The organism is Actinoplanes sp. KI2 (assembly GCF_025630775.1).
Classification (GTDB): Bacteria; Actinomycetota; Actinomycetes; order Mycobacteriales; family Micromonosporaceae; genus Actinoplanes.
Genome location: NZ_JAOSZE010000007.1, coordinates 60,539 through 82,217, shown reverse-complemented (window position 1 = coordinate 82,217; position 21,679 = coordinate 60,539). Strand labels below are relative to the sequence as shown.

The following is a 21,679-nucleotide window of genomic DNA, read 5'->3' as shown; positions in this document are numbered from 1 at the left end:
CGGGAGCCACCTACCGTGCGAGCCACCCTCATGTACGGCGCCGGCGACGTCCGCGTCGAGACCATCGCCGACCCGACGATCCAGCACGCCACCGACGCGATCGTGCGCGTCGTGCGCGCCTGCGTCTGCGGCAGCGACCTGCACCCCTACCACAACATGCCCGCCCAGGAGCACGGGCAGCAGATGGGCCACGAATTCCTCGGCATCGTCGAGCAGGCCGGCGCCGACGTCACCACCGTCAAGCCCGGCGACCTGGTCGTCGCCTCGTTCTCGTACCAGGACAACACCTGCGAGTTCTGCCGCGCCGGCGTGCAGACCGCCTGCGTACACGGCGGATTCTTCAGCGCCGCCCAGGCCGAGCTGATCCGCGTCCCGCTCGCCGACGGCACCCTCGTCAAACTCCCGGCCGAGGTGGACGAGAAGCTGCTGCCGTCGCTGCTCACCCTGGCCGACGTGTACGGCACCGGCTACCACGCGGCCAAGTGCGCGAACGTCAGCGCCGGGGACACCGTCGCGGTCATCGGCGACGGCGCGGTCGGGCTGCTCGCCGTGCTGTCGGCCCGGCAGCTGGGCGCCGAACGCATCATCCTGATGGGCCGGCACAAGACCCGCACCGACCTCGGCCGCGAGTTCGGCGCCACCGACGTCATCGCCGAGCGCGGCGCGGAAGGCATCGCCATCGTCCGCGACCTCACCGGCGGCGGCGCGCACAAGGTCCTCGAGGCCGTCGGGCACCGGCCCGCCTACGACCAGGCCGTCGGCATCGTCCGGGCCGGCGGTGTGATCAGCCGGGTCGGCGTCCCCCAGTACGAGCAGGCGCCGGTCGGCTTCGCCAGCCTGTTCGGCCGCAACATCACCCTCAACGGCGGCCCCGCCCCGGTCCGCGCCTACATCGACGCGCTGCTGCCCGGCATCCTCAACGGCACGGTCGACCCCGGCCAGGTCTTCGACCGCACCGTCACCCTCGACGAGGTACCCGACGCCTACCGAGCCATGGACAACCGCGAGGTCCTCAAGGCCCTCATCCGGTTCTGAGCGACTGTTTCGCCCAGGGTGTTTCCGGCGTCCTGGTCAGAAGCTTTCGACGGCCGCCGGGCGATCGGTCCAGCTGGCGAGGAAGTCGAGTGCCTGCGCCGTGGGACTCGCGGGTTCGAAGGTGTAGGTGACGATCGTCAGGCCGGGTCGCCGGGCAGGTGCAGGGCTGCAGCGGTGGATCAACCGCCGAATCCAGATTGCCGAGGAACCCACATGAGCACCGATCCAGCACCCTCGACCGCCCAGCGCCTCGTCGGGGACATCGCGCCGAAGCTCGCCGACCTCACCGACACCGTGCTGTTCGGCGACGTCTGGGCCCGACCCGAGCTCGCCCGCCGGGACCGGTCGCTGGTCACCGTCGCGGCGCTGGTGACCAACGGCAGCACCGAACAACTCGTCAGCCACCTGCGCCTGGCCAGGCAGAACGGACTCACCGAAGCCGAACTGGTCGAAGCGATCACGCATCTGGCCTTCTACTCCGGCTGGCCCCGCGCCATGTCCGCGATCACCGTCGCGAAGCGTGTGTTCGCCGAGGACAAGGACGAGAAGGGCTGAGGCGGAACGGAACGTCTGGTCGACGCCACGTGTCAGCGCCGAGGCGACGACGTTTCGCCAGCTCCGGGCAGGGCATGTCGCCTGTGAAAACCACGTACGTGGGAGGCAGCATGACCAGTAAGACTGCCAAGATCGCCTACAAGCCGGTCGGACTGGTGCTGGGCGCCGTCGCGGGTACGATGGCCGGCTTGATCTTCAAGCAGGTGTGGAAGGTGGCGGGCCATGATGACGACGCGCCGAATGCCACCGACGAGGACCGCGGCTGGGTCGAGATCCTGATCGCCGCGGCGATCCAGGGTGCGATCTTCGCCGTGGTCAAGGCCGCCGTTGACCGCGCCGGCGCCGCCGGCTTCCGGGAGGCCACCGGCCAGTGGCCCGCCTGACCGCCGGCTGACGTTGCCGTTGTCCCCGCCGCGGTCGGCCCCGCAACTTCGCTCAGGGCCTCGGTAAACCTGCGGACCGGCTCGGCCCACGTTGGGCTGCCGGTCCGCAGGGCAAGGCGCCTACAGGTTCAGCAATGCCAGGATGGCGTTGAGCAGGATGGTGAGTGAACCGAGCAGGGGGCCGGTCAGCGGGCCGTCGAGGAGTCCGGCGACGGCGCACAGCAGGTTGCCGAGCAGGTTGCCGGCGCCGGGGATCGCCGTGATGTCGAGGACCACGGTGTTGAGGTGTACGGCCAGGCCCAGGAGATTCAGGTCGAGCGGGCCGAGCACCAGATGCAGGATGTTGCAGGCGGCCAGCGGGGCCGCGGCGTTGGTGCTGGTGCCGCTGGGCAGCTGCAGGGGGAGGGTGACGGGGGTGTCCGCGGTGCCCACCTGGGAGCCGGCCGAGTCGGTCAGCACGCTGTGCAGGGTGCCGACGGCGACCTCCTTGCCGTTCTGAACGGCAAAGCGGGTCGGCGTGAACGTTCCGGTGACCTGGCCGACGCCGCCGAGCGAGTCGGCGAAGGTTCCGTTCACCGTCGAGGTCAGTGTCCCGGCCGCGCGGGCCGGGGGTCGTGCGGGGGCGGCGGCTGCGGGGGCGGCGGCCACGGCCATGGTGGCAACAGCGAGGGTGCCGGCCAGCGCCAGCTTGGCGAGTTTCCCAACGCGCATGGTGACTTCCTTTCATCGACGTTCTTCGTCGTCGAGAGGGGTCCGTACCCTCCGCTATTCATGGGAAACACGGATAAACCCGAGAAAGTCAAGATCGTAATGACATATCCGTATCTATGATCAATTTGCGTTCGCCGACCGTGGGTCCGGCTGGGCAAGCAATCGCAGGCCCTCCTCCACCGACGGGGGTAGGCGGCGGCGGTGCCCCATCGCCCAGGGCAGGTGGCGCAGCGCGCCGGCGAGGGCGGTGGGCTCCTCGCGCAACGTCGCGGCGGCGGTCCGGGCGACTATCGCGGGCGGGCGGCGCAGCAGGGCGGTGAGCAGGCGGTTGCGGGCTTCCAGACGGCGGCGGGTCCGCGGGGCGCGACCGGCCGGCTCCGGGAGATGACGTACGCCCAGGGCCGGCACGTAGCAGAGCTGGTGCCCGGCCGCGGCCAGGTCCATGGCGAGGAGGGCTTCCTCGCCGTACACGAAAAGCCGGGGTTGAAAGCCGCCCGCGGTGCGGAAGGCTTCGCGGCGGACCACCACCGAGCAGGACAGGAACCCGAGCACCGCCGGGCCGGGTCCGCCCGGGGTGGTGCCGAGAGGTGCTGCTGCCATCGCCGCCGAGACCGGGTCCAGGCGACGCTGCGGTCCGACCCGTACCTCGGCAGCCAGGAGGGCGACCCGGGGGTGGGCGCGCATCAGTGCCGCGGCGCGGGCGAGCGAACCGGGTTCCCAGTACGAGTCGTCGTCGGCGAAGGCCACGAACGGGGTACGGGCGTGCTCGACGCCGGCGTTGCGGGCGGCCGCGCCGATGTTGGCGGGCAGCCGGATCACGTCGGCGCCGAGCAGCCGGATCGGCTGGTCGGAGGCGTTGTCGACGACGATCAGCGGCGCCCGGTGCCGGGGCACGGTCTCGGCCAGCCGTCCGGGGCGGTTGTGGGTGGCCACGACGATCGTCACGTCGTCGGTCTCGAACGGTCGTGGACCGTGGCCCCGGCCGAGAGGGGTGGCGGTGGTCGACATGGCGGCGCGGTTACCCGCCTCGGCGTGGATCACACCGCATCTCCGCGACGGGCACCGGCCAATCCGGGCCAGAGGCCGGACGGGTACCCGGGCTGTCCGGGTCAGAGGCCGGAGGGGGTACCCGGGCTGTCGTCGGTCGAGCCCTGGCCGAAACGGCTGGGCCGGCCCGCCACCGGCGGATCCGGCGACAGGTTCGGCCGGCCACCCTGCTCCCCCGCTTCCGGAGCGTGTTCCTCTTCGGAGTCGTACGCCGGCGGCCGGTCATCGGGCCGCACATCCGTGCCGTCCCACGCGGTCGGATCATCCGCCGCCCGGCGTTCGGCGATGCCACCCTCACTGGCCACGGTGGGCTCGCTGCCCTCGCCGGCCGGGTTGTCCTCGTCCATGCCCCACGGTTGCTCACTCATGACCGATGCGTACCCGCCGCACCGCCGGTCAATCAACCGCGCCTGCGGGACCGGCGGAGAGAGCGGCTACGGGTCACTCACGGCTGCTCGGTCCGCTTCGCCGCGTCGTACGCGAGCTGCAGGAAGTCGGAGGCGGCCGTGGCCGTCAGTGCGGTCGCCGCCAGCCGGGTCAGCCGCGGCGCGAGCACCAGCCCGCCGGTCAACCCGGTGGCGACCCAGACGGCCAGGCAGAACGGGCAGGTGACCAACTCGCCGATGCCGTGCCGGACGCTGCTGCCCTCGTCCCGGACGTCCTCGTTCACCTCGGCCGCACCGGCCGGCTGCCGGTAGCGAGCGAACGGCGCGCGCAGCGGGCTGGCGACCGCGTCCTTGGCCAGCAGCCGGCTGAGCTTGTGCGTGGCGATCGAGAGGAGTACGACGTCGGCCGCGGCGGGCCGGTCGGGGGCCCGGCGCCCGGTCAGCCGTCCCGCCGCGACGAGACTCGCCGCGAGCCCGGCGAACGCCGTCATCGCCGTGACATACCCGTCCAACGGCCGGTGCTCGTGCGGGGCGTAACCGCGAGTGGCACGCGCCAGGCGTTCGCGCACGGTAGACACATCGGTCTCCTTCCGAGGGGCTTCTCCCGCATGCCCGATTCGGACGCACGGAAACCGCGGCTCCTCGGACGGCACCCGGTTTGGCAGATCCGGCCGCGGGAAGACATCGAGGCTCTACAGGTGGAACATTCCCAGCAGATCCGTGATGGCCAGCACCTGACGCAGGTATGGGTGTGCCTGGCTGATCTCGAGCGCCGCGCCGAGTCGTGCCGCGTGCTCGTGGCAGGCGACCAGGGCCCGGGTACCGGAGGAGTCCACGAATGTCACCCCGCCCATCTCCAGGCTGACCCGGCGCGGACGATGACGATCCACGGCGTCTGCGACAACTCGCTGGACCTGGTCGCTGGTGTCCATGTCGATTTCGCCGGCGATCCTGATGACGAGGTGAGCGGCCGGCGCAGCGGGAGCAAGCACCTCGATCAGCAACGGAGCCGGGTCGAAAGAGGGAGGAGAAGCCACGACGGACCTTCCAGGGTCAGGCGGAGTCACGAGGAGTGCACCGGGCGTACCTGTGGGGCCGCAGAACCTACGGCCCCACAGGCTGGTACCGGATGAGTGTGGAATCGCGTTTGCTGGCGATGATCACCATCCTTCCCTGGGTGTGCGGTCCGGCAGTACCGCCGCCGGTTTCACGGCGGGGCGCGTTGGCAGCGACGGCTGGTGTCGGGTATGTGGTCGGTCAGGTGCCGTGCGGCCTCGTACGAGGGGAGGGCGAGGCCGCACGGCCAGGGTGCGGGCCGGCGCGGCGGGACCGGCGGGACGGCCGGTGGGGTGGGCCAGGACGCGGCGATCAACGCGTCGAACTCGGCCCGCACCAGCTCGTCGTCGGCGCACACCAAGTCCACGAACGCCTGCCCGGTGGTTGCCGGGCCGGCCCCGGCCAGGGCGGGATCCACGGTCATCACCCTCCCCCAAGGGTCACGTCCGAGGAGGCTCAGGCGTTGATCGCGGTGGCGGACTGGCCGGGGCGTATCGCGGTGGGCTCGCCGGCGTTGACCGCGATCTCGACCTTGCGGGGCTTCGCCTTCTCCAGTACGGGGATCCGCAGGACCAGCACGCCGTTGTCGTAGCCGGCCTGGATCCGCTCGGTGTCGAGCATGTCGGAGAGGATCAGCTGCCGGGAGAACACGCCCAGCGGCCGTTCCGAGGCCTGCAGTTGCGCGTCCTTGCCCAAGTCGAGGGGGCGACGCTCGGCCTTGACCGTCAGCACGTTGCGTTCGACGTCGACATCGATGCTCTCCGGGGCCACCCCGGGCAGGTCGAACGCCACAATGTACTCATCGCCGGTGCGGTATGCGTCCAGCGGCATCGCGACCGGCCGAGACCAGGTCCCCGCCTGCCGGTCACTCAGCAACTGCCGGGCCAGCCGGTCGACCTCCTGGAACGGGTCCGTGCGCACCAACATCGTTCCACCTCCATCGTACGAATTCCTGGTGTCAATGCGCTCACCAACCGTTGTAGCATGTCATCGGAACGATGACAAGCAGGATGTCGCCGACAGGATGACGGAGCGACGATGAACGAACCCCGGACCAACGATCACGAGGCAGATCTCGCGCAGCTCCTCGCCGCCACCACCGCCACCGCCGCCCCGCCTACGACCAGCGAGACGGCCCTGGCCGCCCTGATCACCCTGCGCCACCTGCGCGACCAACTGGACGCCTGGGAACCCCAGCTCATCGCCGCCGCCCGCGCCGCCGGGGCCAGCTGGGCCGACCTGGCCCCCGCCCTCGGCGTGGCCAGCCGGCAAGCCGCCGAGCGCCGCTACCTGCGCGTCCGCCGCAGCGCCCAGGACGACGCCGGCACCACCGGCGACCAGCGCGTCACCGCCGAACGCGACCGCCGCGCCGGCACCCGCGCCGTCGCCGACTGGGCTCGCGCCCACAGCGCCGACCTGCGCCGGCTCGCCGGCCAGATCACCGCCCTGACCGACCTCGAACCCCACGCCCAACCCAGCCTCGACCGACTGCACCACGCCCTCGGCGACGCCGACCCGGCCGCCCTGCTACCCCTGCTCGCCGCGGCCCGGCAACACCTGGACACCCAGCACCCCGCCCTCGCCGAGCAGATCGCCACCGTGAGCCACCAGACCGACCAGCTACGGCAAGCCACTCAGCAACAACGCGAACACCACCGCGACCCCGGCCTCTCGCCGACCGGGCGGCCCGACATCACCCCTTGAGCCCGCCGCCGGGCTTCTTCGGCCGCGGGGGGCCGGCGGGCTTTCCCCGGCCGGCGTGGATCGGCTTCGCCTTCGACACCTTCTTGGTCCGGCTCGCCGCCGGGCTGGTCCGCTTTCGCTCCACGGCGACCAATCCCACCTTGGCCTTGGGCTTCGACGACGACGAGCCCGGCGTGGGCGCCGGCGTACCGGTGGTCACCCGGACGGACGGGGCGGCGACCGCATCGGCCTGGGCCGGTTTCGCCGGTCCCTCCTCGGCCCACCACGCGCCGCCGGCGATCAGCGCACCGGCGGCGACACCGGCGGCGATCAACAGCGTTCGGCTGCGAGGCCGGCCGGCCGGCGAGGGCAGCGCCACCGTGGGAGCGGACACGCTGCGCAGCAGGGCGGAGGACGGCAGACCGGCGACCTCGCCGAGTACCTCCGACACCTCGATCGCGCTGGGCCGGTCGGCGGGTCGCTTCGCCAGGCAACGCGACACCAGCCGGGCCACCGCGGGCGGGAGGCCGGTAACCGGCGGCAACGGTGCGGGTTTCGCGTACACGTGCGCCTTGACCATCTGGGTGACGGTCGACGCGTGCCACGGCATCTGCCCGGCCAGCGCGAGATACATCAGCAGGCCCAGGGCGTACACGTCGGTCGCCGGCCGGACCGGGCCGCCCTCGATGCGCTCCGGTGCGAGATAGGCGGGCGTGCCCAGCAGTTGACCGCCGGCGCCGTCGAGTGCGCCGACCGCGGCCGAGATGCCGAAATCGAGCAGCTTCACTCCGGCGCCGGTCACCATCACGTTCGCCGGTTTGACGTCGCGATGCACGATGCCGACCGCGTGTGCCGCCGCGAGAGCGGCCGCGACCTGGGCACCGACCAGCGCCGCTACCTTCCAGGGGAGCCGGCCGCCGGTCAGCATGTCGGCCAGGGTCCGGCCGTCCGCCAGTTCCATCACCACGTACGACAGCGTGCGGCCCGCGTCGATGAACTCGCCGTAGTCGAAGACGGCAACCACGTTCGCGTGCCGCAGCCGCGCCGCAGCCCGCGCCTCCTCGCGGATCAGTCGCCGCTGATCCGGGTCGCCGGCCAGAGCCGCGGACAGCACCTTCACCGCCACCTCGCGGCCCAGCACATCGTCGTCGGCCCGCCAGACGACCGACATCCCGCCCCGGCCCAGTTGCTCCCGTAGCCGGTAGCGCCCGGCGATCAGTTGTCCACGTTCCACACGACGTTTGGTTCCCCCGCCGACGGACGCGAAACCCGGCCTGCGCTGCGGCCGCAGGAGCGGATCAGCAGGACAGCGCAGCGCAGGGGTGCCCACCGAACCGGCGGGCACCCCTGCGCTGAGCTGGATACGGGATCACCTTCGGGAAGCAACCCGTGGAATGGGGATCAATACCAATATCTACGACCACCGACCGGGCGACCCACCGCGCCCAGAATCCACAAAGCTGCGCCGATAACCAGCAGGATGATGCCGATCGTGTACAAGATCGACACATGTAGGAATATACCGAGCAACAGGAGAATGAGGCCCAGTATCAGCATGGCTAGCTCCGTTCTCGCTGCGGCGTCTCCGAGCGCGAACGCCGGATACCCCCTTCCGTCCTCCACTAATCACCCGACGCCGTTCACGGCAGCCGACTACGGCAGGTTCGGCCGCTCCAGCAGGTCGGCCAAGGGCAGCGCCGCGGCCGCGTGGCCCGATATCTGATCCGGATCGAGGTGGCCCGGCCGGTGGCACAGCAGGTCGGCGCCTTGCACGCTCCACGAGCCCGGCACTCGCCCGGCCAGATGGGCGGCGATCAGCGCTGGTGTGAACCACTGGTGAAGCACGGACGGCTCCGTTGTGCGAATGCGGAAGCCGCGATCGAAGTCGGTGTCGCCGGTGGCGGTGTCGCCGGGGCCGAAGATCCTGGTCGCCACCCGGGACGTACGGGATCGGGCCTCGACGGCTGTTGCCGGGAACGACCGGCGCAGTTGGACGACGGTAATCACGTAATGATGGGTGTTCGTGGTGGTGCCGTCGCCCGCGTCGGTCACGGAGTACTCCCCCACGGTGACCTGACGGCCGCTCAGGACGCGGGTGAAGGTGTGTGCGACACCGTTGCGGTTGCCGCCCGGCAGCCGGCGGCCCCAATCGACGTTCGGTTTCAGGGTGAACGCCCAGCCGTTGCGGCCGGCCCAGTCCCGCATCCGGTCCCGATCACGTCGTTGCCGGCGGACGCTGACCCACGCGATGGTCGCGACCAGCACGGCGAACACGACACAGACCGCGCCGACCAGACCGGCGACCGGATCACCCATGACGCGTACGGCGAAGGGCGATCCCGGTGATGAGCAGAGCGAAGACCGCGTCGGCCACCGCAACGACCGCCCCGACGGTCTCGAACATGCCGATGATCGCGCTGCTGCCGAACGCCGTCGCGATCGCCACCAGCGTGATGATCACTCCGGCGAGGCGCAGCCAGGCGACCCCGCTCGCGACGCGGGCGATGCCGTGTCCACGAGGGCCGCGGGCGAGAGCGGTCGCGGCGAGCAGCATGACGACGGCGCCGACGGCGGCCGACGCGCCGAACAGGGTGAAGGTGGCCGCTTCCGCAGCGCTCAGGTGGCCGCTGCGGTGTGCGTTGAAGACCAGCAGGCCGATTGCGGCGAACCCGCCGTCGACCAGCGCCAGAACTCCGGTCAGTGAGGCCAGCGTGGCGCGCCGGTCGGTTCGTTCGGCGGACATCGGGTCAGGCCTGCGCGGCGGGTGGCCAGTGGCCGTGGTGGAACGCCGCGTTGTCGGCGAGTTTCTGGCGCAGCGTGGTGTTGGCCGACGCGCATCTCGCTTTGAGCAGCTCACAGCCGGTGATGATCGCCCCGGACGCGACCAGAGCCGCTCCGGCCGCGATGAACGGCGCCGCCGGCAGACCGAAGATTGTCGCGCTGGAGGCGAGCGCTCCGATGATCCCGCCCACCAGGGCCACGAGGGCGGTGCCCAGGCCGGTCCAGAAGATGATGATGCCGGTCGCCACGTCGTTCAGCGAACCGGCCCCGTCCGCCGGCCGGTCCCGGTCGTCATCGCCGTAGACCTCACCCCACGCCTCGAGGCGTCGCATCGCAGCGTCCCGGACCGCGGCGAGCACGGCATCGGAGAGCCCCTCGACGCCGAGCCGTCGTCGCCAGGCCGCAGCGACCGTCACCGCGACCACCCGGCCCTCGGTATCCAGCGCCACCCGCACGGACTCGCTGTCGTCCCACCCGGCGGCGGTGGCCCTCGCCGCCGACCCGGCAGCGCGCGTCAGGGCGTCGCCCTCCTCGTGAAGCCGCGCCCAGGAGCTCATGCGATCATCCGGCACGTCATAGCCTCCCGCGCCGTCCGAGCACGTCTGCGACCAGCACCGCTCGACTGTACTCAGCGACGCCAACGAGCGGGTGCCCGGCAGTTCGGCGATGACCGATCCACCGAGATCGTGCCGTCAGGGGGTCGTCGCGACCGCCTCGTACCGGCGCCAAATGCCGTCCTCCTGCACGGCCAGGCGCGCACTGGCCGGCGACCCGAGCACGAAATGCACCTCCGTTCCCGGAGCGAGGAACGCCGCGTCACCCGTACGAGGGTGGAAGTCGGGGTCGTTGACGGCTCCCGCGATGCGGCATTTCACCGTCGCCGCCACGGCACCGACCTGGCCGTCGGTGAGGGCGGACTCCGGAGCGTAAACGGTCCGGTACGTGACTCCGTCGACCACGACGAAAGGAACCCAGTCGATGACAGCGCCGTCGTCGGGGGCATCTGCCGGACAGGCGCCGACCGGGAGCGGCTCGCTCGCGGTGCCAGGGTTTGCCGTCCCGGTGGTGATCAGAACCGCGGATCCGACCATCGCACCCAGCAGCGAAACGGGCAGCCAACCCTTCAGTGACATGGTCGTTCCGACGCTACTCCGACCGCCCTGGTTCCCTCCGCGCTTTCCCGGCAGGTCGACGCGCTCAGCGCTGGAGGAGTTGCGGGCGCAGGTGGCGCGCCTGGTCGGCCAACTCCGGATCGGCCGCCGCGCAGGCCCGCAGATCGTCGTCGGCGGCGATGGTGTCGCCCAGGGCGAGCAGCGAACGCGCGCGTTCCCACCGGATCTGCACGTCGTCGCTGCTCTCGCCGGCGGCGGTGAGGTCGTCGACGGCCTCGGCATGGCGGCCGGCCTCGGCGAGCAGAACGGCCCGGTTGAAACGCATCTCCGGGTCGTCGCGCAGGGACAACGCCCGGTCGAGGTCGGCGAGCGCCGCGGGCACGTCGCCGAGCTCGTAGCGGGCGGTGGCGCGGGCCGCCCAGCCGGCGGCCAGTTCCGGTGCGGCGGCGAGCGCGGCCGACAGCGTACGCTCGGCGGCCGCCGGATCGCCGTCGGACAGTTCGAGCTGCCCGCGTACGCAGAGCAGGTGGGCGTTCCCGGGCGCGATCCGCAGCCCGGCTGCCGTGTCCTCGGCCGCTCCGGTGAGGTCGCCGGCCGCCAGCCGCAGGCCGGCCCGATTGAGATAGGCGTCCACGTAGTCCGGGTCCAGCTCGAGCACGTAGCCGAAGTCGGCGGCGGCACCGTCGGCGTCGCCCAGTTCCAGGCGGGTGTCACCGCGGTTGTAGTACACCTCGGGGAACGGCGGGGACAGCGTCAGCGCGGTCTCGTAGTCGGCGAGCGCTTCGAGGGGCCGGCCCATGCGGCGCAACAGGTTGCCCCGGTCGAAACGGTACTCGGCGTAGTTGGGGTCGGCCTCGATGACGGCGTCGAGGTCGGCCAGCGCCGCCTCGTAGCGGCCGGCCCCCAGGTGCAGCATCGACCGGTTGTGCCGCAGCACCGAGCGGTGCAGGGCGTGCTGGCCGTCGTCGAGTTCGCGGTCCAGCCGGTCGATGCCGTCCTCCACCAGCCGCAGTGCCTCGTCCGGCGATCCGTCGTGCGTGGCGACCAGGGCGAGCCCGTTGCGCTGGAACGCCGACTGGAACGCCCGTTCCCTCGGGTCGGCGATGGCCTCGGTGAGCGCGATGGCGATGTTCGACCAGGCCCGGGCCAGACGTTGGTTGTGCCGGTCGGCGCTGAGGTGGCGGGTGTAGAGCATCGCCGTGGCGTAGGCCGCCTGCCGCTGCTGGGTGGGGTCGGTGGTCCGGGCACGTGCCTCGTCGTACAGCTCGATGGCTTCCTCGCCCCGGCCGAGCGCGGACAGCGACGTCGTCATCTTGGTGGTGAACGCCCACCACGGAATCGGCTGTGTCACCGGGTCGACCAGGGCGAGGCCGCGCCGGCCGAGCTCGACGGTGGCGTGGTAGAAACCGTTGTCCAGGCAGATGAACAGTGCCTCGTACAGGCTGGCCACGCCGGCCACCGCGGGCTCGGAGCCGTGTTCGCGGTGGTACGGGATGGCGCCGATGCGCAGTGACGCCTCCGCGACCTGGACCAGTTCGTCGCCGCGAGCGTCGTGCAGGGCGGCCCGCCGCGCCGGGTCGAGGCGCTGATAGGCCGCCAGCATGCCGGCACCGTCGGTGACGCCGTCGCTCCAGACGTACCGCCGGGCCAGCTCCTCATCGTCATCGTCGCCGGCCCGCGGTTGCGGGACAGCGGCGGGCGCGGTGCGTGCGGCGGCGGGCGCGGTGCGCACTGCGGCGGCGGGCGCGGTGCGTACGGCGGCGTACCGGGCGAGGGCATCGCCGAGGCGGAACGGCACCGGGCCGGGCGGGTCGGCGGGCAGGTCGGCGGCGGTCGCCAGGTGCAGACAGAGCACGGCCGGGTCGGCGCGCCGCAACAGCACGGCGAACAGTTCCCGGTCGGTCGGGTCGGCGTGGTGCAGGTTGTCGACCAGCAGACATCGCGGGCCGCCACCGAGCTGCCGCAGGTAGCCGTGCAGGAACTCGGTGAGCCCGTTGGCGAGCCGGGCGGTCCGCAGCCGGGAGTAGAACCGGGTGCGCTCGGCCGGAACGGCCAGGGAGGTGAGCGTCTCGCGGGTGGCCGGGACGACCGAGCGCAGTTCCGGGGCGACCGACAGGATCTCGATGTCGTGCCGGTGCACCAGCTCCGGGCAGCGGGTCAGCGCTTCGGGAACGATCAGGCGCAGCAGGGCGCCGGCCGCCGTGTACGGGCCGCGAAGCCGCCGGTGCGCGTCGAGGACGGCCAGCACCGTTCCGCACGGCTCGGCTACCAGAGCGGCGCGCCGTTCCTCCGGCCGGTCGGCGCGGATCCACTGGTGGGTCGCAAGTTCAGCCATGTCGTCGTCCTTTCAGGCCGTCAGCGGGCGGCGGTGGCCGCGGGAGCGTTGTGCTCGTACCGCGAGCGTGGCCACGAGGGCCAGCTGGAGGAGGTTGAGACCGAGGAAGGCGGCGGCGTCGGCGACGCCACGGACGCCGCCGGATCCGTTCAGGTGACCGAGCACCCCGGAGACGAAGTGGTACGCGGCCGGGAGCACCGCCACGACGAGCAGCAGCGTGCTGAGGCCGTAGCCGGCGACCATGAGCGCGGCGTACCACCGGCCGGCGCGGACGTCGCGCGGGTGCCACGCCGAGCTGTCGACCAGCCGGTCCGGGCGCCGCCGCAGCCGCCAGATCCGGTTGCGCAGCATGGCGGTCGCCGTGCCGTGCAGGTCGACGCAGCCCAGCACCAGGCTCACCACGTAGTAGAGGTCGGTGCGCAGGAAGAAGTAGAACTGCCAGGCGACGCGCAGCAGCGTGGTGAAGGCCAGCGCCAGGGCCAGCCGGCCGGCCAGGGGCTGGCTTCCCCCGGCGCCGCGCAGCACCGCCGCGGTCAGCGTCAGCAGGGAGGCGACCACCAGGTCGGCGCCGATACCGGCGACCATCGGCAGCACCCGCTTGCGGGCCGGGACCGCGACCAGGCCGTCCATCGCCGTCTGGAGGACGAAGTAGTAGAAGCGGAAACCCACCGACACCCGGGTACGCAGGCCGAGCCGCCGGCCGGCGAGCACGTGCGCGGTCTCGTGCACGAGCATCAGCGGGAACTGGCCGAGGAACAGCACGACCTCCACCACCGCGAAGTACGGCGTGAAGAACAGGTGGGTGTATCCGGGGGCCAGGTCGTGGTGCCGGGCGGCCACGACCACGGCGGCCAGCACGATCAGGCCGTATCCGAGCAGAGCGGGCGGCGCGAGGAGCAACCGGCCCAGCCGCTGGAAGCGCACCGGGGTGGGTGCGGGGGCGGGTTGCGGGCCCACCTCGGCGAGGTTCAGCTCGGCGAGGTCGGCCAGGAACTCCTCGATGTCGACGTCGGCGCCGAAGGCTTCGGCATACCACCGGGCCGCCGCGCGCGGCGTCATCCCCTCGGCCAGCCGGCGGACGAGCTCGGCGCCGTCGGCCGGCAGGACCGCGTAGGAGTCGGTGTCGGGCCGGCCGATCGTGACCTCGTCGCCCTCGTCCAGGTACACCAGCGGCGGCATGGTCACCGTCCGGTCCAGATCAACCATCGAAGCCTCGTTCCAGTTCGTCGGGATCGGACCGTCCGCTTCGTCGGGATCGGGGGAGACCTCGCCGGGGAGACGATGCCCGGCCGGCGACCGGCCGGGCATCTGCGACATCAGTAGGGCCACGGGATCGGCGGCCACCCCGGCGGCAGGCAGCCGTCGGAGTAGAGGGACGCGGCAGCCGAGGTGAGCCGGACCGTGCCGGCCTTACGCACGGCGATCTTGCGCAGGGGCGCCTTGGTCGTCGTCGAAGTCATCGTTTTCACCTCCTTGAGCGATGGTCTCGTCCGGGACCGGTCGGTCCGGAAACTCGGGGAGCCGGCGTATCAGGCGTCGGCTGATCAGCGTCTGCCACACCTTCCGGGCGGCGGCCGCGTCCAGCATCCAGAGCCGTGCGTGCGCCGCTCGCAACGTCGTGGGCTGCCGGAACAGGTCCAAAATGGGCTTGTACGACCGGGGCAACGGGGTGATCTGCCCGTCCGTACGCCGGAACAGCAACCGGTCCGGCGGGATCGGTGCGCCGTACATCAGCTGGTAGGTGGTGGCGAGCCGGTCGACCACCGCCTCGTCGGGCCGGTCCGTGAACACGCCGTTGACCACGAAGGCCCGGTCCTCGTCGTCGTCGCGCACCGTGAGGTCGCGATCGAGAGCGTCCCGGACCGCCACCCCGAAGCGGTCGTGGTAGAAGAACGAGTGCGGCGTGTCCACACTGCTCAGCCACGGCCGCGCGTGCGGCATCTCGAAACCGCGCGCCGCCGCCACCGACAGCTCCGCGCGGGCGGCCTCGCTGATCGGCTCGTCGTAGAGCAGCACCCGCTGGATGTCCGAGCCGGGCAGGGTTCGGATGTTGGAGATGCCGAAGCGGTCCGGCTGCCGCGCCACGATCGAGCCCGAGGTGAGCATGAACTGGCCGAGGCCGCCGAACGTCCACAGATCGCGGTTGTCGAGGAGGAAGTCGATGCTCTCCCGGCCCTCGGCGGCGGTCTCGGTGGGAAAACCGGTGAAACCCATCATCTGTACGCCGATGTCGGCCTTGGTCATCGACGTGATGGTCTGACGCACCCGGTCGGGCCGGGTGCCCTTGTCGATGAGGTCGAGGATGCGCTGGTTGCCGGACTCGAACCCGACCGAGACGGCCACGCAGCCGGCCCGGCGCAGCGTCTCGCACCGCTCGTCCGACCAGTACTTCTCCAGCCGGATCTCGGCGCCCCACCGGACGTCGATCCCGGTCTCGAGGACCCGCTCGGCGAACCTCAGGATCGTCGCCGGTGCCAGCACGTCGACCGAGAAGTAGATGAACTTGGCGAACTTCGACAGCTCGGCGACGTCGGTGACGATGGACTCGACGGTGTCCTGCCGCCAGGGGCTGGTCGGGCCGTCGGTGTTCAGCCCGTAGTCGCAGAACGTGCACCGGTTCCAGTAGCAGCCGCGGGTCGGCGAGTAGTAGACGAACCGCTCCGGGCTCAGGTACTTGTCCCACGGCAGCCGGCTGTAGTCCGGCGTCGGCAGCCCGCGGATCGGCTCGTACCGTACGGGAAGGAGGTTCATCGCCCGGTAGCGCGGATGCAGCCGGATGTTGGGGTGCGACGACGGGAGCGTGCCGGCCGACACGCTGTCCAGGATCTCCACCCACGCCGTCTCGCCCTCGCCCACCACGACCGCGTCGAAGGTGTCGAACACCGCGAACATCTGGGTCTTGTCGAGCAGGTACTTCCAGACGTCCGACGCCTCGGTGCCCCCGGCGACCAGGAACACCCCGGGCAGCGCCCGCCGGATCAGCCGGGCGAGCCACAGGGCGAACGGCAGCTGGGCCTGGTAGGTGATGTTGAGCCCGACGACGTCGTAGCCGCCGGCGACCAGCTGCGGGACGAGCACGTCCTCGGCGTACGGCTGGAAGGGTCTGGCGAGCCGGTCCAGCACCGCCTCGTCGCGGAGCGCGGCGACCGAGCCCACCGCGACGGCCTGCGGCATGCGCAGCGAGAAGCCGTTCGTGAACTGGCCCGGGAAGCCGGTGCCGGCCAGGCAGTTCATCCAGGCGATCACCTGCTCGACCGCGCGGGCGTAGTGGTCGTAGCGGTAGAACCGCTCCGGGTCCCGCAGGACCTCGACGGCGTCGCGCACTCCGGCCGGGTCCGGCTCGCCCGTGCGCAGCGCTTCCACCTGCCAGGACACGTCGTCGTAGTGGCCCAGGGGGTCGGGCGCCGGGGCAGCGGCGAGGGCCTCCTGCAGCCAGGCCACGCCGGCCGGGGAGAACGAGTGGTGGAACGCCTCGATGTTCGCGTCGATCATGTCGGCGGCGGGGTATCCGCGCGACCGCGCATAGGAGTCGATGTAGCTCAGCGAGTGGTAGCCGGAGGTGGGATCGGTCAGCGGCGGGTAGATCAGCACCGCCTTGGGCCGGGCCGTCATGCTGTGTCCTCCTTTGGCATGCCCTTCTGGCCCTCGCCTGCGGCCTGGGCGGGCAGCTTGCGGCGGTGCCGCTCGGTGCAGGCGGTCATGCCGCGACCAGTTGAGGAAGGGGCGCGGCGCCCGGGAAGGCGGGCGGGCCGCAGACCTTCAGGCCGGCGGTCAGCGGTTCCACCAGCGCCCGGAGCCGGTCCGGGTGGCCGAAGCCGTGGTCGCGAACCGCGGCCGGGAACTCCTGCGGCCGACAACCCCACAACCGGCACAGCAACCGGTCGACGATCTCGTCCCGGAAGGTCATGCGCAGGTGGGGACGGTGCGGGTCGGGGTGCGGCAGCCGATCGTTGAGCCGCATGGCCGACCCGGCGAACGACCGGGCCGCCTCGATCACCTCGGGCGTGCGCAGGGCCGTGGGCAGGCTGCGAATCGCCAGGGGACCGCAGTCGACGGGGCCGAACATGCGGATCAGCACGCGCAGGGCGGCGTCGGCCGGGGACCGGTCGCGGTCGCTCGCGGTCAGCAGCGGCGAGTCGTAGATCGCCGCCGGGTCGTCGACCGGCAGCAGGCCACGTTCCTGGGCCAGGGCGACCGCTCGCTGCCGCACAACCTGCGGGTCGGCGTCCGGCTTCGCGCCCACCAGGGCGGCGAGTACGCGCTCGGCGTGCCGGGCCGGGAACTCCGGGTGCAGCACCATGATGGCGGCCACCGTGTCGGCGTCGCTGACCGGGGCGCCGCCGGCCGTACGCCCGTGTGCGCGCGCCGCCCACGCCTCCATGATGTAGGTGTTCACGTTCTCGATCGGGGTGTCCGCCGCGTCGCGGGGCCGCAGGCCCGGATCGCCGGCCGCCGCGAGGCGCAGCAGGAGCCGGGCGTCCTCGGCCTTCACGTCGGTCGGGTACGCCGCGTCCCAGGCGGCGAACCGTTCGAAGCTGTCGCCGGTCAGCTGGGCCTGCGCCGCCCGCCCCAGGGCTCGCCGGCCCCGGGCCCGGAACGGCAGGGCACGGCCGATCTCCAGCAGCCGCGACGCCTCGCCGGCCGACACCGCACCGGCGTGGACCGCCCGGTCCAGCGCCACCCGCAGATTGACCAGCGGCTCGCTCATCTGGCGGTGGTCCTCCTCGGCCGTGGCGTGCACGACCGCCACCTCGTCGTCGTCGGTGACCACACCGTCGCGGTACAGCTCGAAGACGGTTCCGGCGCCGCGCATGCCGTACCGCCACAGCTCGGCCGCCCGCAACGCGCCCATGCTGCTGCTGCCCGCCACCACGACCCCGCGGTCCAGGTAGTGCAGGATCTCGCGGTGCCGGACCGGTGCCCGCAGCATGAAGAACCCGTCCACGATGAGCACCCGGTCGCCCGGTCCGGGGTCGAGGCCGAGCAGGTCGCCGTGCCGGATCGGCGGCCGCACGATCGCACCGGGCAGCAGGTCCACCGCTTCGGCCGCGTCGAGGCTGGGGCCGAGGAACACGTAGTCAGACATGGTTCTCCCCCGGTCGTCGGGACATGTCACGCTCGTTGCACAGCGCCAGGCCCGGAGCGACCACCTTGCCGGCGGCGATGCCGATCCGGGGCTGGGTGAGGTCGACGACCATCGGTTCCACTCCGGTGCGGGCCCACACCCGCTCGGCGCAGTGCCGCAGCAACGCGTCGGCGCCGGCCGGTCCGTCGGCCGGGACGACCGGGTGCAGGGTGCGCCCGGCGATGCTCGGGGCGACCGCGCCGTCGGCCTTGTCGTACAGGGTGGCGTCGATGTCGTCGCGAGCCCCCGAGATGCAGGCGAGCCGGGACTGGATCGCCTCCATCAACGCGCGCGCCACCGCCTGCCCCGGATCGGGATGGCAGCCGAACCCGCCGAAGACCAGCGGCACGTCCGGCGACCAGATCGAGCAGGCGTACGCCGGTATGCCCATCTCGTTGGTGGTTTCGCAGAGCTCGACCCAGCAGTCGGCGGAGCGCAGCGCGGCGAGCGCCGCCTCGGCCGTCGGGTTGCCGGTGCCGGACGGATCGACGTAGCGCCGCCCGCTGAGCGGGGTGACCGTGTACGGCGCGCAACAGTCACGTTCGATCAGCTCGATCAGGCCGTGCAGGGTCGCCTCGGTCGGCGAGTTGCCGACGCCGAGGCCGTTGCTGCTCACCTGGAACAGCAGATGGTCCCAGGTGAACCGGCTGGTGGCGTCGAGCCGGACGAACTCGAGCGGCACCAGCGCCGGCTTGCCGGTGAGCACGCCGGTGGCGGGCAGCCAGTCCAGCGTGACGCGATCGGTCAGCGGCGAGTCCTCGGCCAGGTTGAGACGGCGTACGTCGTAGCCCGGCCGCACGTCGCGGGCGCTGCCGCGGGCCGCCACCTCGAGCGTCACGTTCTCCGCGTGCCAGGTCTCGATGCTCTCCATCACCGCGCCGACCCAGGACTGGGCGGGTCGCAGGCCGATGCCGAGGCTCACCGCGAGCGTCTTCCCGCAGGGCCGGTACGCGACGTGGCACGGCAGCCCGATCTCGTCGAGCCGGGTGATGTCGGCGACCCGGGTGATACCGAACGTGGAGAGCATCGGTTCGACCCGGCGGCGGGTCTGTTCGGCCGGCACGGTGCGGAACGTCCGCTCCGCCACTGCCGCTGTGCCCCGGCCCATCGGTCAGGCCACCACGACGCAGGCCACGATGACGACGTTGACATCACTGACGCCGCCGGCGATCAGCTCCAACTGCCGCTCGTCCAGCTCGTCGAGGTCGATCATCGGTGCGGCCGGTACGTGCAGGACGTGCCGCCGGGGGTCGGCGGTCCAGTCGTCGACGAGCTTCTGGCGGGTGAACAGGCCGTCGGCCTCGCTGCGGTCGAGCGCGACGGTCGCGTTCGGCAGGACCGGCAGCCCGGCGGCCAGGGCCTCGGCCCGCGGGTCGGCCGCCAGGCGTCGCTCGGCCTCGGCGTCGCTCCAGACCGCGAGCATGAGCGTGGTGTACCGGGCGATGAAGTCGTCGTTGGCGTCGGGTGTCTCGCTCATCGTCTTCCTTTCTCGCGGCGCCCGGCTCGGGACCGGACGAGGGGATCGGGCGCCGGAGGATGTCCGGCGCCCGGCTCGTACGTCGGTGACCGGCGTCGATCAGGCGTTGACGACGCAGGCGACGATGATGTTGACCTTGGTCTCGCTGACCCCGCCCGCGACCGCCTCGAGCTCGCGCTCGTCGAGCTCGCTGATGTCGATCAGCGGCGCCTCGGGCACGTGCAGGACGTGCTCGGCGCCGTTCCAGTCGCCGAGCAGCTGCTCGGCGGTGAAGAGCCCGTCGACCTGGCCGCGCTCGAGGCGGACGGCCTTGCCCTCGGCCACCGGCAGGCCCGCGTCGATCGCGAACTGCCGGGGGTCGGCGAGCAGTTTGCGCTCCTCGTTCTCGTCTTTCCACACCGAGACCATCATCGCGGTGTACTTGTTGAGGAACTCGGCGTCGGCGGGTTGCGGAGTCTGGCCGGCAGTAGTCATGGCATTTCCTTCCGGGAAATGAAGAACGGGATGGCGTCGCTGCAAAAGAAGCTAGGGGCGATTGGAATTTTCTTTCAAGACCTGTTGGCCGGGTGACATCGTTCGTGACCGTCGGCCGAAACAGGTGGCACGGATCGATGACAGGAAGAGCTCAACTCGTGCTGCAGCACGGGCAGCAGCACGCACAGCTGGCGTCCAGGCCGCCCACCACCCGGTCGAGCTCGTCCTCCTCCAGCTCCGCCTCGCCGATCGGGCCGGTGGACGGCACGTAGAGCGTGAAGGTTCCCAGCCGACCGGCCTCCTGCCAGGCCACGACCTGGGTATCGAGGTCAGGCTGGGCGTCGGTGGCATCCCGCACGACGGTGATGTGTACCTGCTCGGGCACCGTCAGGCCGTACTCGGCCAGCAGCGCCCGCGGGTTCTCGGCCAGCGCCCGTTCGGCGGCCGCGTCGGCCCACACCTCGGCGACCAGCCTGCTGTATGCGGCGACGAACGCCGCGCGTTCTCCGTTGGTCACGCCTTTTCCTTTCCGCTCGGCAGTGACCTTCATGGTGCGGTGGGAGGCCGCCGGCGGCCCCGAACAGCGGTGAATACCATCAATGTCGGACAGTCGCCGAACCCATTGCGGAAGCAAAATGTGCAAACCAGGGAATCGCGGCGGCGCGGCGGATGGTAATACCGCGGGCGGCATACCGGAAGCAGTGATTTCACTGCTTTGCGCACCGGCCCGGCACCCGTAACGTGAACGGCAGTCGCACGCCGGGAGGATCGATGACGGCCACCGCGATTCCGCCGACCGGCGAGCGCTACACCATCGAGGAGCTCGCCCGTCGGGTCGGCATGTCGGCCCGCAACGTGCGGGCGCACCAGGCGCGGCGGTTGCTCGCCCCGCCGATCCGGGTCGGACGCACCGCCTACTACGACGCCGGCCACGTGCGGCGCATCGAGTCGATCAAGGCGTTGCAGAGGCAGGGGTTCAACCTGGTCGCCATCGACGCGATCCTCGGCACCCAGAACGCCGACGCGGACACCGACCAGCTCGCCACCCTGCTGCAACGGCTCGGCCTCGACCACCCGGCGCTCGTCTACGCGCTCATGCAGCACGGTGTGGTCGGCCGCGCCGACGACGGCACGGTCCGTACGGTCCGCCCGCGAGCCCTGCGTTCCGCACTCGAGTTGCGCCGCGGCGGCGTACCGACGCTGCCGTCCCTGCAGATCCTCGCCGACGTGCTGGACGCCCTGCGCGACCGCACCGACGACCTGGTCCGCTCGACGTGCCGGCGGCTGGTGGACGCCCGCCGCGCCCCCGAAGGGTCCGGTGGCACCTGGGAGCAGCTGGAACAGGACACAGTGGTGTTCACCCAGTGCCTGGTGGGCCTGTTCACCGAGGCGTTCCGGCTGACCGTGGAGAACCACGGCCGCACCGCCGCAGCCGATCTCATGGCCGGCCCCGGCGATCTCGATCTCGACCTCGACCTCGACGAGTCCCAGCTCGTCGACAACGGCTGACGATCTGACG

General features: G+C 71.7%; 27 protein-coding genes. 5 read left to right on the top strand and 22 right to left on the bottom strand.

The genetic code is table 11. The annotated features are described in order from the left end of the window. Positions 1-15 precede the first annotated feature (15 nt). From ODJ79_RS09085 to ODJ79_RS09075, 3 genes are all read left to right on the top strand, one after another. On the top strand, positions 16-1,035 hold the full coding sequence (locus ODJ79_RS09085; protein WP_263022894.1) for a zinc-binding dehydrogenase: 1,020 nt from the start codon (positions 16-18) through the stop codon (positions 1,033-1,035). Positions 1,036-1,248: 213 nt separating this feature from the next. Continuing rightward, positions 1,249-1,590 carry a carboxymuconolactone decarboxylase family protein gene (locus tag ODJ79_RS09080; protein ID WP_263022893.1) on the top strand — a complete coding sequence of 114 codons (342 nt, stop codon included), beginning with the start codon at positions 1,249-1,251 and terminating at the stop codon, positions 1,588-1,590. A gap of 110 nt (positions 1,591-1,700) precedes the next feature. Further along, positions 1,701-1,973, top strand: a complete 273-nt coding sequence (locus tag ODJ79_RS09075) for a DUF4235 domain-containing protein (protein WP_263022892.1) — start codon at positions 1,701-1,703, stop codon at positions 1,971-1,973. A gap of 120 nt (positions 1,974-2,093) precedes the next feature. Here ODJ79_RS09075 and ODJ79_RS09070 read toward each other — a convergent pair whose 3' ends face one another. The 7 genes from ODJ79_RS09070 to ODJ79_RS09040 all read right to left on the bottom strand — a co-directional run bounded on the left by ODJ79_RS09070 (position 2,094) and on the right by ODJ79_RS09040 (position 6,100). Further along, positions 2,094-2,684 (bottom strand): hypothetical protein, encoded by a 591-nt coding sequence (locus ODJ79_RS09070; RefSeq protein ID WP_263022891.1) that lies wholly within the window; start codon positions 2,682-2,684, stop codon positions 2,094-2,096. A gap of 120 nt (positions 2,685-2,804) precedes the next feature. Continuing rightward, positions 2,805-3,725, bottom strand: coding sequence for a glycosyltransferase family 2 protein (locus ODJ79_RS09065; RefSeq protein WP_263022890.1), 921 nt, complete (start codon positions 3,723-3,725; stop codon positions 2,805-2,807). Between the two features lie 68 nt (positions 3,726-3,793). Further along, positions 3,794-4,099: a hypothetical protein gene (locus tag ODJ79_RS09060; RefSeq protein WP_263022889.1), complete on the bottom strand. Its 306-nt coding sequence runs from the start codon at positions 4,097-4,099 to the stop codon at positions 3,794-3,796. Between the two features lie 77 nt (positions 4,100-4,176). Beyond that, positions 4,177-4,695, bottom strand: a complete 519-nt coding sequence (locus ODJ79_RS09055) for a DUF1360 domain-containing protein (protein WP_263022888.1) — start codon at positions 4,693-4,695, stop codon at positions 4,177-4,179. Between the two features lie 114 nt (positions 4,696-4,809). Beyond that, a complete protein-coding gene (locus ODJ79_RS09050; protein WP_263022887.1) occupies positions 4,810-5,121 on the bottom strand; it encodes an STAS domain-containing protein in 312 nt (103 codons plus the stop codon). A gap of 203 nt (positions 5,122-5,324) precedes the next feature. After that, the gene (locus ODJ79_RS09045; protein ID WP_263022886.1) at positions 5,325-5,597 is read right to left on the bottom strand and encodes a hypothetical protein; all 273 of its coding nucleotides are present in this window, start codon (positions 5,595-5,597) and stop codon (positions 5,325-5,327) included. Positions 5,598-5,629: 32 nt separating this feature from the next. Further along, positions 5,630-6,100 carry an Hsp20/alpha crystallin family protein gene (locus ODJ79_RS09040; protein ID WP_263022885.1) on the bottom strand — a complete coding sequence of 157 codons (471 nt, stop codon included), beginning with the start codon at positions 6,098-6,100 and terminating at the stop codon, positions 5,630-5,632. A 111-nt stretch (positions 6,101-6,211) separates the two neighbouring features. Here ODJ79_RS09040 and ODJ79_RS09035 point away from each other — a divergent pair, with 111 nt between their 5' ends. Further along, positions 6,212-6,877, top strand: coding sequence for a hypothetical protein (locus ODJ79_RS09035; protein WP_263022884.1), 666 nt, complete (start codon positions 6,212-6,214; stop codon positions 6,875-6,877). Here the strand turns inward: ODJ79_RS09035 and ODJ79_RS09030 are convergent. The 15 genes from ODJ79_RS09030 to ODJ79_RS08960 all read right to left on the bottom strand — a co-directional run bounded on the left by ODJ79_RS09030 (position 6,867) and on the right by ODJ79_RS08960 (position 20,677). Further along, the gene (locus ODJ79_RS09030) at positions 6,867-8,090 is read right to left on the bottom strand and encodes a serine/threonine-protein kinase (protein ID WP_263022883.1); all 1,224 of its coding nucleotides are present in this window, start codon (positions 8,088-8,090) and stop codon (positions 6,867-6,869) included. The two genes, ODJ79_RS09035 and ODJ79_RS09030, sit on opposite strands and share 11 nt — an antisense overlap. A 167-nt stretch (positions 8,091-8,257) precedes the next feature. After that, a complete protein-coding gene (locus ODJ79_RS09025; protein WP_263022882.1) occupies positions 8,258-8,365 on the bottom strand; it encodes a DUF6131 family protein in 108 nt (35 codons plus the stop codon). Positions 8,366-8,509: 144 nt separating this feature from the next. Further along, positions 8,510-9,172, bottom strand: coding sequence for a hypothetical protein (locus ODJ79_RS09020; protein WP_263022881.1), 663 nt, complete (start codon positions 9,170-9,172; stop codon positions 8,510-8,512). Further along, positions 9,165-9,599, bottom strand: a complete 435-nt coding sequence (locus ODJ79_RS09015; protein ID WP_263022880.1) for a hypothetical protein — start codon at positions 9,597-9,599, stop codon at positions 9,165-9,167. The genes ODJ79_RS09020 and ODJ79_RS09015 overlap by 8 nt, the downstream gene beginning before the upstream one ends. Before the next feature lie 4 nt (positions 9,600-9,603). Continuing rightward, positions 9,604-10,194, bottom strand: a complete 591-nt coding sequence (locus ODJ79_RS09010; protein ID WP_263022879.1) for a hypothetical protein — start codon at positions 10,192-10,194, stop codon at positions 9,604-9,606. A 135-nt stretch (positions 10,195-10,329) separates the two neighbouring features. Next, the gene (locus ODJ79_RS09005; protein WP_263022878.1) at positions 10,330-10,770 is read right to left on the bottom strand and encodes a hypothetical protein; all 441 of its coding nucleotides are present in this window, start codon (positions 10,768-10,770) and stop codon (positions 10,330-10,332) included. A gap of 64 nt (positions 10,771-10,834) precedes the next feature. Continuing rightward, complete coding sequence (locus ODJ79_RS09000; protein WP_263022877.1) at positions 10,835-13,084, bottom strand: tetratricopeptide repeat protein; 2,250 nt, start codon at positions 13,082-13,084, stop codon at positions 10,835-10,837. Between the two features lie 12 nt (positions 13,085-13,096). Further along, positions 13,097-14,290 carry a hypothetical protein gene (locus ODJ79_RS08995; protein ID WP_263022876.1) on the bottom strand — a complete coding sequence of 398 codons (1,194 nt, stop codon included), beginning with the start codon at positions 14,288-14,290 and terminating at the stop codon, positions 13,097-13,099. A gap of 110 nt (positions 14,291-14,400) precedes the next feature. Further along, positions 14,401-14,544 (bottom strand): hypothetical protein, encoded by a 144-nt coding sequence (locus tag ODJ79_RS08990; protein ID WP_263022875.1) that lies wholly within the window; start codon positions 14,542-14,544, stop codon positions 14,401-14,403. Continuing rightward, a complete protein-coding gene (locus ODJ79_RS08985) occupies positions 14,495-16,696 on the bottom strand; it encodes a B12-binding domain-containing radical SAM protein (RefSeq protein WP_263022874.1) in 2,202 nt (733 codons plus the stop codon). Before ODJ79_RS08985 ends, ODJ79_RS08990 begins: the two co-directional genes overlap by 50 nt. 85 nt (positions 16,697-16,781) lie before the next feature. Beyond that, complete coding sequence (locus tag ODJ79_RS08980) at positions 16,782-18,170, bottom strand: TfuA-like protein (protein ID WP_263022873.1); 1,389 nt, start codon at positions 18,168-18,170, stop codon at positions 16,782-16,784. After that, on the bottom strand, positions 18,163-19,317 hold the full coding sequence (locus ODJ79_RS08975; RefSeq protein WP_263022872.1) for a YcaO-like family protein: 1,155 nt from the start codon (positions 19,315-19,317) through the stop codon (positions 18,163-18,165). The genes ODJ79_RS08980 and ODJ79_RS08975 overlap by 8 nt, the downstream gene beginning before the upstream one ends. A 3-nt stretch (positions 19,318-19,320) precedes the next feature. Then, positions 19,321-19,686, bottom strand: a complete 366-nt coding sequence (locus tag ODJ79_RS08970) for a hypothetical protein (RefSeq protein WP_263022871.1) — start codon at positions 19,684-19,686, stop codon at positions 19,321-19,323. Between the two features lie 99 nt (positions 19,687-19,785). Further along, a complete protein-coding gene (locus ODJ79_RS08965; RefSeq protein ID WP_263022870.1) occupies positions 19,786-20,160 on the bottom strand; it encodes a hypothetical protein in 375 nt (124 codons plus the stop codon). A 151-nt stretch (positions 20,161-20,311) separates the two neighbouring features. After that, positions 20,312-20,677, bottom strand: a complete 366-nt coding sequence (locus ODJ79_RS08960; protein WP_263022869.1) for a hypothetical protein — start codon at positions 20,675-20,677, stop codon at positions 20,312-20,314. 254 nt (positions 20,678-20,931) lie between these two features. Here ODJ79_RS08960 and ODJ79_RS08955 point away from each other — a divergent pair, with 254 nt between their 5' ends. Continuing rightward, positions 20,932-21,669 carry a MerR family transcriptional regulator gene (locus ODJ79_RS08955; protein ID WP_263022868.1) on the top strand — a complete coding sequence of 246 codons (738 nt, stop codon included), beginning with the start codon at positions 20,932-20,934 and terminating at the stop codon, positions 21,667-21,669. Positions 21,670-21,679 lie beyond the last annotated feature (10 nt).

What these genes read in the sequence shown, in the direction of transcription:
- ODJ79_RS09080 (WP_263022893.1), top strand. Translation starts at nt 1,249, where the DNA reads ATGAGCACCGATCCAGCACCCTCGACCGCCCAGCGCCTCGTCGGGGAC.
- ODJ79_RS09075 (WP_263022892.1), top strand. Translation starts at nt 1,701, where the DNA reads ATGACCAGTAAGACTGCCAAGATCGCCTACAAGCCGGTCGGACTGGTG.
- ODJ79_RS09070 (WP_263022891.1), bottom strand. Translation starts at nt 2,684, where the DNA reads ATGCGCGTTGGGAAACTCGCCAAGCTGGCGCTGGCCGGCACCCTCGCT.
- ODJ79_RS09060 (WP_263022889.1), bottom strand. Translation starts at nt 4,099, where the DNA reads ATGAGTGAGCAACCGTGGGGCATGGACGAGGACAACCCGGCCGGCGAG.
- ODJ79_RS09045 (WP_263022886.1), bottom strand. Translation starts at nt 5,597, where the DNA reads ATGACCGTGGATCCCGCCCTGGCCGGGGCCGGCCCGGCAACCACCGGG.
- ODJ79_RS09040 (WP_263022885.1), bottom strand. Translation starts at nt 6,100, where the DNA reads ATGTTGGTGCGCACGGACCCGTTCCAGGAGGTCGACCGGCTGGCCCGG.
- ODJ79_RS09035 (WP_263022884.1), top strand. Translation starts at nt 6,212, where the DNA reads ATGAACGAACCCCGGACCAACGATCACGAGGCAGATCTCGCGCAGCTC.
- ODJ79_RS09020 (WP_263022881.1), bottom strand. Translation starts at nt 9,172, where the DNA reads ATGGGTGATCCGGTCGCCGGTCTGGTCGGCGCGGTCTGTGTCGTGTTC.
- ODJ79_RS09015 (WP_263022880.1), bottom strand. Translation starts at nt 9,599, where the DNA reads ATGTCCGCCGAACGAACCGACCGGCGCGCCACGCTGGCCTCACTGACC.
- ODJ79_RS09010 (WP_263022879.1), bottom strand. Translation starts at nt 10,194, where the DNA reads ATGAGCTCCTGGGCGCGGCTTCACGAGGAGGGCGACGCCCTGACGCGC.
- ODJ79_RS09005 (WP_263022878.1), bottom strand. Translation starts at nt 10,770, where the DNA reads ATGTCACTGAAGGGTTGGCTGCCCGTTTCGCTGCTGGGTGCGATGGTC.
- ODJ79_RS09000 (WP_263022877.1), bottom strand. Translation starts at nt 13,084, where the DNA reads ATGGCTGAACTTGCGACCCACCAGTGGATCCGCGCCGACCGGCCGGAG.
- ODJ79_RS08995 (WP_263022876.1), bottom strand. Translation starts at nt 14,290, where the DNA reads ATGGTTGATCTGGACCGGACGGTGACCATGCCGCCGCTGGTGTACCTG.
- ODJ79_RS08990 (WP_263022875.1), bottom strand. Translation starts at nt 14,544, where the DNA reads ATGACTTCGACGACGACCAAGGCGCCCCTGCGCAAGATCGCCGTGCGT.
- ODJ79_RS08985 (WP_263022874.1), bottom strand. Translation starts at nt 16,696, where the DNA reads ATGACGGCCCGGCCCAAGGCGGTGCTGATCTACCCGCCGCTGACCGAT.
- ODJ79_RS08980 (WP_263022873.1), bottom strand. Translation starts at nt 18,170, where the DNA reads ATGTCTGACTACGTGTTCCTCGGCCCCAGCCTCGACGCGGCCGAAGCG.
- ODJ79_RS08975 (WP_263022872.1), bottom strand. Translation starts at nt 19,317, where the DNA reads ATGGGCCGGGGCACAGCGGCAGTGGCGGAGCGGACGTTCCGCACCGTG.
- ODJ79_RS08970 (WP_263022871.1), bottom strand. Translation starts at nt 19,686, where the DNA reads ATGAGCGAGACACCCGACGCCAACGACGACTTCATCGCCCGGTACACC.
- ODJ79_RS08965 (WP_263022870.1), bottom strand. Translation starts at nt 20,160, where the DNA reads ATGACTACTGCCGGCCAGACTCCGCAACCCGCCGACGCCGAGTTCCTC.
- ODJ79_RS08955 (WP_263022868.1), top strand. Translation starts at nt 20,932, where the DNA reads ATGACGGCCACCGCGATTCCGCCGACCGGCGAGCGCTACACCATCGAG.